Annotated in this window: 9 protein-coding genes; 8 read left to right on the top strand and 1 reads right to left on the bottom strand. The window is 36.4% G+C overall.

Features of this window, described 5'->3' with window-relative positions; translation table 11 throughout:
- Positions 1 to 52 precede the first annotated feature (52 nt).
- The 8 genes from BUF11_RS10190 to lspA all read left to right on the top strand — a co-directional run bounded on the left by BUF11_RS10190 (position 53) and on the right by lspA (position 11,018).
- Entirely contained in the window at positions 53 to 1,447 is a 1,395-nt protein-coding gene (locus BUF11_RS10190) for a glycosyltransferase family 8 protein (protein WP_139243377.1), read from the top strand.
- A gap of 9 nt (positions 1,448 to 1,456) precedes the next feature.
- On the top strand, positions 1,457 to 2,428 hold the full coding sequence (locus BUF11_RS10195; RefSeq protein WP_073588723.1) for a glycosyltransferase family 2 protein: 972 nt from the start codon (positions 1,457 to 1,459) through the stop codon (positions 2,426 to 2,428).
- A gap of 114 nt (positions 2,429 to 2,542) precedes the next feature.
- On the top strand, positions 2,543 to 4,801 hold the full coding sequence (locus tag BUF11_RS10200) for a hypothetical protein (protein WP_139243379.1): 2,259 nt from the start codon (positions 2,543 to 2,545) through the stop codon (positions 4,799 to 4,801).
- A 19-nt stretch (positions 4,802 to 4,820) separates the two neighbouring features.
- Entirely contained in the window at positions 4,821 to 7,691 is a 2,871-nt protein-coding gene (locus BUF11_RS10205; RefSeq protein ID WP_073588725.1) for a LicD family protein, read from the top strand.
- Between the two features lie 23 nt (positions 7,692 to 7,714).
- Positions 7,715 to 8,461, top strand: coding sequence for an adenylyltransferase/cytidyltransferase family protein (locus tag BUF11_RS10210; RefSeq protein WP_073588726.1), 747 nt, complete (start codon positions 7,715 to 7,717; stop codon positions 8,459 to 8,461).
- Between the two features lie 102 nt (positions 8,462 to 8,563).
- Positions 8,564 to 8,932, top strand: coding sequence for a hypothetical protein (locus tag BUF11_RS10215; RefSeq protein ID WP_073588727.1), 369 nt, complete (start codon positions 8,564 to 8,566; stop codon positions 8,930 to 8,932).
- Positions 8,933 to 9,359: 427 nt separating this feature from the next.
- Positions 9,360 to 10,382, top strand: coding sequence for a glycosyltransferase family 2 protein (locus BUF11_RS10220; RefSeq protein ID WP_073588728.1), 1,023 nt, complete (start codon positions 9,360 to 9,362; stop codon positions 10,380 to 10,382).
- A gap of 192 nt (positions 10,383 to 10,574) precedes the next feature.
- Positions 10,575 to 11,018 carry a signal peptidase II gene (lspA, locus tag BUF11_RS10225; protein ID WP_073588729.1) on the top strand — a complete coding sequence of 148 codons (444 nt, stop codon included), beginning with the start codon at positions 10,575 to 10,577 and terminating at the stop codon, positions 11,016 to 11,018.
- Positions 11,019 to 11,144: 126 nt separating this feature from the next.
- Here lspA and BUF11_RS10230 read toward each other — a convergent pair whose 3' ends face one another.
- Complete coding sequence (locus BUF11_RS10230) at positions 11,145 to 12,761, bottom strand: CTP synthase (protein WP_073588730.1); 1,617 nt, start codon at positions 12,759 to 12,761, stop codon at positions 11,145 to 11,147.
- Between the last annotated feature and the right edge of the window lie 471 nt (positions 12,762 to 13,232).

Below are 13,232 nucleotides of genomic sequence, written 5' to 3' on the forward strand. Positions count from 1 at the left end.
CAGGGAATATTATGAGACATAAAAATATGGAGTTTATTGAATAAATAGGAAGGTGGATTTTTATATGATACCAGTTGCTTTTGGTGTTGATAGGGCATATATCTTACAAGCACATGTTGTTATGCTTTCTATACTAAAAAATTCAAAAGAGAATTTTGTTTTTTACATTATGACAGCGGACAATCTTCAAGATGATATAAATAGCCTAACAAATGAAATGAATGAATATAGAGAAAGATACACTATAAAAACAATAAAAATACAGGAAGATATTTTTGAAGATGCGGTTATTAACTGTAAGCACTTGTCTAAGGCTTCTTATAACCGTTTGTTATTAGCCAAGTATATAACGGAATGGGATAAATGTATCTATCTGGATTGTGATTTACTGGTAAATGGAGATTTAAAGGAGCTGTATGAAAAAAAAATTGGGGACAACTATATTACAGGAGTTTTGGATTGTCATATTATTGAAGATTCTGAACGCAATAAAATACATGAAAAATGCGTGGGACTAGCTTCCAGAGATACCTATGTAAATGCCGGAGTTCTAATTCTTAATTTAAAACGGATAAGGCAGGATAATCTTACATCTAAATTTATGGAGCAGGTATTTAAAGAAAATTGGTACGAAGATCAGGATGTTTTAAATAAATGCTGTTATGGGAAAGTAGGTATAATTCCATTAAAATATAATTTGTTTCATTTTTATCAGGGAAAAACGATCAAGCTATTAAAGCATTTAAAGTATACGGAAGAAGATTTTGATTTTGATTCGGACCGGCCATTTGTTTTGCATATGGGTGGCGTCTATAAGCCGTGGAACAGCAAAAATTACAAGGGAGCAAACACTTGGTGGAAGTTGGCAGAGGCTTTTAAACAAAATCCTTTATATGACGAGTGGGCGAAGAAATGTGAAGATAATATGGCCAATATGGATATAAGATACCTCATTAATAAATGCCGAAATTATAATAAAGTTATCATATGGGGGTTTACTAACAACGGTAAACAAATATGTGATGCATTGATGAATAATGGACTTGGGAATATATGTAGCTTTTGTGATAATGATTCAAGACATTCTAATCAATTCTACCGTAATATACCGGTTAAACAATTCAATGAAGTTAGTACCACGTCGGAAGAAATTTTATGGATAATAAGCTGCCAAAAGAGCTTTGATGATGTAAAGCAACAATTGGAAAATTACGGTGTAAATCGACAATGCATTGAACATTATAAACATAAAGGAGCAATGTATTATCGTGTATTATCGCCTGATAAATACTATAGTGAGATAGAGCAAATGGTGATTAGCGAATATGGTGAAGAGAACTTAAATGAAAAAGTGATTGAGATGGATGAAAAGCTTAAAAGATATGATAAAAATACGGTGGATTTATTCAATAACCGATATAGGTTAACTGATTGGCTGTATGCCTAAGAAGTAGAGATGGATAAAATCAGAAACAATATAAGAGAGGTATGTATATTGAACCCAAAAGTAAGTGTTATCATGCCTGTTTACAATGCAGAGCATTATATTAAAACAGCTATTGACTCCATTTTAGAGCAGTCGTATAAAAATATAGAACTTATAATTATAAATGATTGTCCTACCGATTCGACAATGAGAATCGTAAGAACATATAAAGATGATAGAATTTATGTTATTAATAATCCTCAAAATAAGGGGATAGCATATTCACGGAATGCAGGACTGGATTATGCTACCGGAAAATATATAGCTATCATGGATGATGACGACATATCTCTGCCTGGGAGAATTGAAAAACAAGTTAAATTTTTGGAGGAGAGGGAAGATATTGATATCGTTGGCGGAAAAGTACAAGCAATTGATGAAAATGATAATATTATTAACACGGACAAAATTGTGTTTAATAATCCCTTATATATAAAAGTAAATTTCCTTTTTCGATGTATATACCATAATAGCGAAGTAATGTTAAGAAGAAAGGTTATTGATAATTATGGTATGAGATATCAGGAAAAATGCTATGGAATGGAAGATTTTCTGTTTTGGATTGAGTGTTCTAAGGTTGCCACAATGTCTAATATTGATGAATTACTATTAAAACATAGATATTATAATGGAAGTGAAACTTCAAGAGTAAAAAGAGATGAAAAGGGAAAGCGAAAAGAGCATTTTGCCTATTTACAAAGGTTGTCACTTGGTAAAAGCGGCTTTACTCTTACAGATGAAGAACTTGAATTATTAAACAGGCTAATGAACGAGGAGAATAATTATGCTGCTCACATGCAGGAAATTAAGAGTGCCCTTAACATCTTTAAAAAGATGATCCATCAGTCAAAAGAATTGAGTATGGATTTTCAAACAGAGCTTGATATTTATTTACGCCAACAGTTAATGAGGTGGATAAGAAGGTGTGTTGATATATGGTAAAAACAGAAAGAAATATATTGATGTTAATACGAAGGAGCCAATTACATGTATTCATTTGATATTTTTGATACGCTTATAACCAGAACAACAGCCACCTCGAATGGCATTTTTGCAATGATGGAACAGTATTTACAAAAAAACAAAGAATATAAGGATATTGATGAGCATATAAGGAATCATTTCTATTATCTGCGTATATCTGCTGAAAAACTTGCAAGATCTAATTATTGTGATAATTTCATTAATGACATTACGCTTGCACAGATATACGAAATAATAGGGGCATGCGGGCTCCTATCAGAAGAACAGCTAGAGCGTATTAAGGCATTGGAAATTAAGGTGGAATTAGAGAATATAATTGGAATATCGTCGAATATTGAAGAGGTAAGAAGTTTAATAGAGGCAGGAAATAAAGTTGTTCTTATATCGGACATGTACTTGGGAGAAGAAATTATACGTAAAATGTTAATAAAGGCCGATGCGGTATTTAAGGCAATTCCTATATACGTATCTTCTGATTATAGTAAAACGAAGGAATCAGGAAAATTATATGAACTGGTTGCGGAGAAAGAAAACAAAGGCTTCTATAAACAGTGGGTTCATCGAGGAGATAATTTAGATGCGGATATATTAAGTGCGGCATCATATGGAATACAGGCAGAACATTACCAATTTGAGGAATTACAGCCATATGAAAAACAATTAGTATATTCTTCTGAAAATAATGTGACAGTCCAACTTTTAATTGGTACGGCTAGAAATGGGCGAATTTTTTATACGGAAAATAAGTTGGAAATTAAAGCAGTATTGGACAAAAAGGCTTTTGAAATAGGCAGCAGTATTGGTGCCCCAGTGCTTCTGCCTTATATTATATGGATTTTGAAGCAGTGCGAGAAAAAGGGGATAAGAAGATTATATTTTGTTGCCAGGGACGGATATGTTTTAAAAAAAATAGCCGACAGGGTAATTGAATTGAATAAGCAGGATATAAAGACTTCTTATTTTTATGGTTCAAGAAAAGCGTTGAGAATGCCTTCTATAGATACGATAAACGATGACCTGGGTAGAATTATTAAAAATTCATCCATTCATATGATTCATTCTTTAGAGGAAATTGCAGACTTATTTGAAGTTCCATTGGCGGTACTAAGATGCTATCTGCCCAAATATGAGAAACTGGAAAAGAAAATACTGACAACAAGTGCAGTAGAAGCTATAATTGGAATTCTTAGCGAAGATATTCATTTTGGGCAGCAGGTATATGAGATACAGCGGGAAAAAAGAAAACTTCTGGTATCTTATATTAAACAGGAGGTTGGAGTAATAGATCACACTGTTGCGTTTGTGGAATTATTTGGGAGCGGATTGACACAAGAGTGTTTGGCGAAGATATGTAAAGACATATCCAATGAACCGATTCAGTCTTTTTTCTTTAACAAAGTTCGACTCAGTAAGAAGGAGTTTGGAATTAGTTATGTTTACATGCCGATAGATGAACCGCTTGCTTATATAGTAGAAGAATTATGCAGAGCTCCTCATGGACAAACGATTGGATATAAAGATGAAGATGGAACAATAGTCCCTGTGCTTGGAGCAGATGAACAAGCTGCATTAGAGCGGCATGGCTATAATCGATATATTGATGGTGTTATGCAATTTGTTGATTTATACAATGGAGTACTAAACTATAATATAAATGTCGATGAACATATCCCGTTTTATTTACAATATTTAAAATATATTACACAGACCCCTGACGAAGAAACATTAAATTATTTTGGAGAAATGCCATTCAATCATACAGGACGTGATAGGGAAGAAGCTTTATTTGCACCGAAACTTAGCCGGGAGCAATTGCAGCAGATATTCCTAACCAGGTATAATGAGCCGATTGAGATGTATTATAAGGGAAGTTCTCTTGAATACTCATTGCTGCGCTGCAGTGAGGAGGAAAAGGAACTGGTATTACAGTACAAAAGAAAAAACAGGGAAAATAACTGGAACAGAACTCCCAATAGTTGTCCCGGAATCGACGCTGGCTGGGGCGAGAACCATACTTTTGCAGATGAATATAATTTAATTGAGAAAAATATCATTCTATACGCAGCTGGTAAAAGAGGACAACTGCTCCACTCACAGCTTATGCATAGACCGGAATACAATATTCTTGCATGGATTGATACAAACTATGAAAAATATCAGGCACAGAAATTAGATATTCAGAATCCTGCAGTTATTAGAGAATTAGAATATGATCAGGTGGTTATCGGTGTTCTTGACAAGAAAGTAGTGGATGAAATAATTACGGTTCTACTGGAGTTAGGCGTGCCGAAGAAAAAAATTCTTTGGATTAAGCCGAGACCAAGGCTATAATCATCGGGAGTGAAGTAAAATGGCAATTTTAAATACACAATTTGAACAACGGACGAATCAGCCTTCAAAAATATCCTATAATGATCAGAAAATAATAAATTATATTGAAAAAAATCCTGATGGTGATTTTACAGAGATAATAAAACAGGATAACAGTTGGCCAGCTTTTTTTCAATTGAGTGAAATGCGGTGGGGATTGTATAGTTGGTATGATTTCGGAAAGAATTCGACTCTATTGGAGATAGGGGCTGGTTTTGGTGCGTTAACAGGTTTGTTCTGCCATAAGTGTAAGAATGTAATTGCTACTGAGAAATCTAAAGTAAGAGCAGAAGCATTAGCAAAAAGGTTTGAAGATATTCATAATCTGGAAATTTGCATTGGCGATGTATCAACAATGAATTTCCAGCAAAAGTTTGATTTTATTGTTCTTACTGGAATTCTGGAAAGACAGGGAAGAGGAAGCAGCGATAGAAAAGTATATTCAGAATACCTGCAGAAACTGAAAAATCTGCTTGCACCAAATGGAAAGATTCTGTTGGCGCTAGAAAATCGCTTTGGCTTAAAATATATCTGCGGTGCAGAGGAACCGCACACCGGAAGGCCTTTTGACGGGCTGAACCATTATCCTTTTGGGACAGGGGGTTACTCCTTTAGTAAAGAGGAATTAACAGTTATCCTGAAGATGGCCGGCCTGGATGTTTACAAGTTCTATTATCCGCTGCCAGACTATAAGACTCCTCAGATTATTTATTCCCAGAATTATCTGCCGCAGACAAGAGTGGGAGAAAGACTGGTTCCTTATTACGTTAAGAAGGATTCTCTGGTGGCAGTCGAGACAGATTTATATGATGATATTGTTGAGAATGGTGTGTTTGAATTTTTTGCAAATTCATTTTTAGTGGAATGCTCAATTAATGCAAAACCCTGTTCAGTAGATTTTGCAACAGTGACGCCGGACAGAGGACATGAGAGGGGAACTGTCACAGCTATCCATAATAATAAGACCGTTACGAAGCAAGCAATATTTTCAGGAGGCATTACGAATATTCGAGGATTATATAATAATATCCAGGATATCCGGAATAGGGGGATTCCTGCTGTCGATATAAAGCTGGAGGGAGATACCGCCATAATGCCGTTGGTAAAGGAGCAGATGGCTTCTGCCTGTCTTAAAAAGAAGGTATTGCAGAAAGATATTGACTTATACGAATATTTTGAACGCCTGTTTACTTATATTGCGAAATCTTCGGAGCCTGTTTCACCTGACTGTAATGCGATTCTTCAGGCAGTGGAAGAGAAGAAACTAATGAGGAAAGAAGACGCAGGGGACTTAGACTTTGGAATTATATTGTCCAAGGCTTATATTGAAATGATTCCTATGAATGCATTTTGGGTAAATGATGATTTTCTTTTTTTCGATCAGGAATTTGTTTATTACAATTATCCGGCAAATTATGTGCTATTCAGAGCATTAAAGAATACCTATGCTTTCATACCAGAAGCCGAAAGCTTGGTTATGCTGGATGAGATGAAAAAGCATTTTAACTTGGAACGGGTATGGGATATTTATGAGAAGCAGGATATAAGCTTTCTTATTCAGATCAGGCGGCTGGAGGAAAATAAGACATTTTATGATTGGAGCCGTATCAACAGGGAACGCATTTATAAGAAGGCGGAGCTGCTTAATCACAAGGATGAGATTATTGCGGATTATAAAGTATCCGATAAAATGAAGAAAATCTGGGCTATCCAACTTCGTTTGCTGGATATAATAGAAAACGTGTGCAGGGAAAATCAGCTGCATTTTTATATTATCAGGGGAACTCTGCTGGGGGCGGTAAGACATAAAGGGTTTATTCCATGGGATGACGATGTGGACATCGCATTGCCAAGAGAGGATTATGATAAATTTCTAACATTACCATCTGATATATTTGGCGGAGATGTGTTTTTACAGACAGCTGAGAATGATATGGAGTGTTTTTTTGGAGCGTACGCGCGATTAAGGGACAATCATTCAACTGCCATGGACTTGAAGAATTGGGGGCGTGGCTGTAATCAGGGAATTTGGATTGATATCTTTCCATTGGATGCCTATGATATAAATGAAAAATTCCGAAAAAAACAGCGTAAGAAGGCAGACCGGCTTTACGAATTACTGTATGCTAAAACATATGGAAAAGAGATGTATACATTTGGAAAATTAAACAGAATAAAATGGAATTGGTACAGGCTTGTATCTAAGTTCAAAAGCAAACAGAAATTAATCCAAGAATTAAATACATGCTGTTCCTACAGCGAAAACCCAAGTCAGGAATTGATGGGAATATGCACCCATTATCAGGGAATGAAGGTTTTTTATAAAGAGGACTTTAAAGAGATTGTATATTTGGAGTTTGAAGACCGGAAGCTTCCGGCACCGGCAGGCTATAAGCGTTGTCTGGAAATGACTGTTGCAAAAAACTATATGGTATATCCTCCGGTGGAAGAAAGAATACCTCATCACCAGGAACTATTTATTCCAGATATCCCTTTTCAGACATTTAATAAAAGATATGCGCATTCTTTTAGGGATGCTGCAGGTAAAGATATTATTTTATTTGGTTCCGGTCTGATGGTTGAAGATTATATGAAACAATTTGGGAAAAAGTATCCGCCAGCTTTCTTAGTAGATAATAATCCGGAAAAGTGGGGAACCATTAAATGCGGAGTAGAAGTACGTAATCCGGTTGAGATATTAAGTGTCCCGGCAGCCCAAAGAAAGCTGTTTCTGTGCAATGTTTATTATAAGCAGATTGAAGAGCAATTAAGCGATATGGGGATTACAGAATATTGCATATATGTACAAAACAGAGAGTGGATTCTAGAGGATGAGAATAAGGAAGGGTAATCCTTACGGAGAGGATGAGAAGAATGAAAAAATATAATATCGGTTATATGGCAGGAGTGTATGATTTATTCCATGTAGGACACTTAAATATGATAAAACGAGCGAAAGACAATTGTGACTATTTGATTGTTGGCGTTTTGGTGGATGAACTGGTAGTGCATTTTAAGAAAAAACTTCCCTTTATTCCTTTTGAAGAAAGAATTGAAATTGTAAGTTCTGTTAAAGGAGTGGATGAGGCGGTTCCCGTAACTTTCGAAAATGCAGGTAAGCTGGACTCCTGGAAGTTGTATCACTTTGATTGTCAATTTTCAGGGAGCGATTATGCCGAAGTGCCAGGATGGTTATATGATAAGGAAAGGCTGGAAGAAGTAGGTTCAACTATAGAATTTTTCCCTTATACCGAGAGCACCAGTTCGACATATATAAAGAAATTAATTTGTAAGGAAATTAGCGGAAAGAAATTATTTCTATTTGGAGCAGGCAGAATAGGACAAAAATTTCTTCAGTTTTTAAGAAACAGCAATGAAGATGACAAGTGGAATGTTATTGGATTTCTGGATAATAACCCTGAAAAAAACATGAGCTTGATTGATAGAACGATAGTTTTTCAGCCGGATTACCTTACTTCATTTCCTGACCTTAAGAGTATTACTGTTGTTATTACAACGAAGGAATCGGATGAAATTATCCGCCAGTTAAGAGAGATGGGAATTCATAATATTATTCCATACAATGAATTTTCAGGATATACGCCCTATTTATACCGGTAAAAACATCCGATATAAATAATAGAATATATTAAAGGAGGTTTTTTGCACCGAGTTATTTAGAATGATTCTGGTACAGAAAAAATACCAATGCAGGAACAATCGATGAAACAGCAGCAGATTGAGGTGTTAGGCGAGTTTTATGACTACTCAAAAAAGCTTATCCCCGCTGTTGAAACTGTAATTTCAGAATTAAAAGGTAACAGACAGGAAGATACAGAAGAATTCTTAAATATGGTCATTCATGGAATTAATTGGACGATCGAAGTGTTAAACCATACGATGGATATAATTAATGCCGGCGAAGCAATAATTGATAAAGAGCAGATTAATGAAGGAATTCTTGGGCTTGAAAGGGCAATAAGAGAAAAAGATGATAATGGCGCTGCAGAGGTGTTAAAGGATAAGATTCTGCCCTTTCTTCTGGTCTTAAATGCCAGAGCTGCAGTAATAACAAATCAGTTATTGAATTAAGCCAAGACTGTAATTCTATATCATATTTTCGCGAAAAAGGAGTTTTTAGTGCATCCCCGCCCTAAAAACTCCAATTCTTAAGAATTCTTACCGGATTAATCCAGAAGTACCAGATAAACGTGGACTTTGCACCATCAGAGCAGGCTGACGATATGGAAAGCTTTCGTTTAATAGAAGTGATATAGCAAAGACATTTGCTATATTTGTATTATAGCACCACTACAATTATAGTACAATATTGGTAAATCGACGATAATTTACAAAATACTTGTGCAAAATGCCATCCATTAATTTACAATTTATTTGTAAAGCAGGACTAAAGTACTAGCTTTTTCTGCCAAGCAAATGGGAAATTTATGGTCATTTATTACAAAAACAAGAAAATACATCCTTGTAATTAAATTATACCCCTGAATGAGGTCGAAGTATGATAACTATAAGTGTTTGCATGATTGTAAAAAATGAAGAAAAAGTCTTAAAAAGATGCCTTGACAGTCTTGCGGGATTAGCGGATGAGATTATACTCGTGGATACCGGATCGTCTGACAGGACAAAGGAAATTGCCGAAAGCTATGGCTGCAAGGTGTTTGATTTTGAGTGGGTAGATGACTTTTCAGCTGCCAGGAATTTTTCTTTTTCGAAGGCCATAATGGATTATATCTATGTTGCAGATGCCGACGAAGTGATTGATGAAATTAACAGGGAGCGGTTTTTTAAGTTAAAGCAATGCTTGCTGCCGGAAGTTGACATTGTCCAAATGTTGTATACCAATCAGCTTGAGTTTAATACCACCTATAATTTCAATGCGGAATACAGGCCAAAGCTGTTTAAAAGACTGCGTCAGTTTACCTGGACAGATCCCATACATGAGACAGTTATGTTAGATCCTGTTATATATGACAGTGAGATTGAGATTTTGCATATGCCCGAAAATAACCATGCTGTAAGAGATTTTGGTATTTTTCAGAGACTGATTCAGAGGGGGATTTCCTTTTCGGACAAATTAATTGGAATGTATGCCAGAGAGTTGTTTATTGCCGGAAAAGATGAAGATTTTCTGATGGCAGAGCCGTTTTTTGAAAGCCTTCTAAAACAGGAGATTTCTGAAAGCAGGATGAAGCTTATCCAGTGCATCCTGGTTCGCTGCGGACGTATAAAAAATGATTCTGAACTTATACTAAAGTATGGTCTTAAAAATATAGCGTCAGGGAAAGCAAGTGCCGAAGTGTGTTATGAAGTCGGAGAGTACTTTTATAATCAGGCAGATATCAATGAAGCGGTTATCTGGTATATGAATGCTGCCTTTGAAACAGAGGCGGAATTAAATATCCACTATAGCAAGGATTTTCCCCTGGAAAGGATCGCTTCCTGTTATGAAATGGCAGGGAACATAAAAGAGGCGCATGATTACAGAAGGCAGGCTGCCAAACTTCGGGATAGTTTAATTTAGACAGAAATATTTTCTGATTACAATCTCAATCTCTTTTCTGAATATCCAATCTATGATTGGATATTTGTTGATTTGGCAGTTGGAAAATTGCTTTTTAATTTTCAAGTATCTCTTGATGTGCATGTAAAAATTTACTATAATAAGAGAAGAGGAACATGAAGACATGTTATTTGCAGATACAGGAGGAAGAGTATGGTATATTTGATTATAGTTGCAGTGATATTCCTGGCAGAATTGAAGATAAAAGATTATATTGAGAAGAATAAGGTGATGCATAAAAAGGAGGAAATACTAAATGGCAATATTGTGATAGAACGCTATCATAATAAGGGTGCCATGTTGAATTTCCTTGAAAATGATGTGAAGATTGTAAAAACCATGTCTTTGACCTTCTTTGGGGTAATCCTGCTGATTTTTATTTTTCTTCTTCCGAGAAAAGGGGATAAACTTCTGAAAATTGCGTTATCGCTTATACTGGGAGGAGCTTTGAGTAATATATATGATCGTTTTACCAGAGGATATGTAGTTGATTATTTTAGCTTTAAATTCTTAAAGAAGATTGTCTTTAATATTTCAGATATCTGCATTTTTCTTGGATCAGCATTAACAGCAATACGCTCGCTTTTTAAGAGATGATAATATAAAGACAAACCATATAAAAAAATTAAAGGAAGTATATAACTTTTAGAACAAAAAAGGCAACTGGAGGTATGAAGCCAAACCAGTTGCCTAATTTTTATTAACTTTTATTTATTTCATCTCTTAGTTTGTATGCCCCTCCTGATACTTAATTGCTGCACCTACAAATCCATCAAACAGAGGATGGGGCCTGTTGGGCCTGGACTTAAATTCCGGATGGGCCTGGGTAGCTACGAACCAGGGATGGTCAGAGAATTCCATCATTTCCACAATACGGCCGTCCGGTGATAAACCGGATAATTTAATACCGCCGCGTATGAAATCTTCACGGTAGTAATTGTTAACCTCATAGCGGTGTCTGTGGCGTTCATGAATGACTTTATCTCCGTAAAGCTTGTATGCTTTGCTGGTTTCATCCAGAACGCAAGGATATGAGCCAAGTCTTAGGGTACCTCCGATATCTTCAATGCCGTCCTGTTCGGGCATCAGATGAATTACCGGATGGGTAGTAGCCGGGTCTAATTCGACGCTGTGAGCATCTGTAAAGCCGATGACATGGCGTGAGATTTCCACGATGGCAAGCTGCATACCAAGGCAAAGTCCCAGGAAAGGAATTCCATTTTCACGGGCATAACGGATAGCAGAGATTTTTCCTTCAATTCCTCTGTCACCGAAACCACCGGGAACTAAAACACCGCTTACACCGTCTAAGATTCCGGCAGCATTCTCATCTGTCAGGGTTTCAGAAGGAATCCATTTGATATTTACAGAAGCCTTATGGGGAACTGCTCCATGCTTTAAGGATTCAACCACACTGATATAGGCATCATGAAGCTGGGTATATTTTCCGACTAAGGCGATAGTGACTTCTTTTTCAGGATGCTTGAGTGCATCAACCATGTTCTCCCAGGAGCTTAAATCAGGAACAGGACATTCAAGGCCTAAACAATCACAGGCTATGTTAGCCAAATGCTCTTTTTCCATTGCAAGAGGTGCTTCATATAAGGTTTCAACATCAAGGTTTTGGATAACATGATTGCTGGGAACATTGCAGAATAAAGCTATTTTTTCTTTGATGCCGGGTTCTAGGGGGTGCTCGGTACGGCATACAATGATATCCGGGCGGATACCCATACCCTGAAGCTCTTTTACACTGGCCTGAGTGGGTTTGGTCTTCATTTCACCGGATGCCCTTAAATAGGGAATTAGAGTAACGTGGATAAGAATAGCATTTTCATGACCGACATCATGCTGGAATTGGCGGATTGCTTCTAAAAAGGGCTGGCTTTCAATATCACCGACGGTTCCGCCGACTTCAATGATGGCAATTTGAGTATCTTTGCATCCGTCATTGTGGTAGAAACGGTTTTTAATTTCATTGGTGATATGAGGGATAACCTGAACGGTTCCTCCTCCAAAATCTCCCCTTCGTTCTTTGGAAAGGACGGACCAATATATCTTACCGGTTGTAACATTGGATTTCTTGGTTAGGCTCTCATCAATAAAACGTTCATAATGCCCCAGATCCAAATCTGTTTCAGCACCGTCATCTGTTACGAATACTTCACCATGCTGAATGGGGTTCATGGTACCCGGGTCGATATTAATATAAGGATCGAATTTCTGCATGGTAACCTTGTAACCCCGTTCCTTCAATAACCTGCCTAGAGAAGCGGCGGTTATACCTTTGCCTAATCCTGAAACAACACCACCGGTAACAAAAACATACTTGACACCCATTACATGATTCCTCCTTTGATATTTGAATAGAGTATGTAGAGACCTTGTTTATAATGAAAAACGCCTTAAATAGTCGACGTTACCAGTTCTCCATCGTTTTAAGGCATTGTGCTAATTTTAAACAATCACCAGCTATTATACTATTATTATCTGAAGAAATCCAGTGCAAATTTCAAAAAAGTAAAAAAACTTCATAGTTTTTTAATTTATACAAGAAAAATTTCATGACATACATATTGATTTATGCAGAAACTCACATTATAATGAAGTGGAGCTTTTAAGACATTAGTTGTTATTATATAAAGAAGATATCGGTAAAAGACTGAAAAATATAATAGAAGGGATAAGAAAGATCAGTAATAGAGTTATAAATCCATACAGGCACAATCCATATATATCCGTATGGATAAGTGCAGAGTCGGATTAGGGGAACCTGCCGGCAAAATGCGGCAGAAGTATAACAAAAATCTG

Origin of the sequence: Anaerocolumna xylanovorans DSM 12503 (genome assembly GCF_900143645.1) — a bacterium.
Classification (GTDB): Bacteria; Bacillota; Clostridia; order Lachnospirales; family Lachnospiraceae; genus Anaerocolumna; species Anaerocolumna xylanovorans.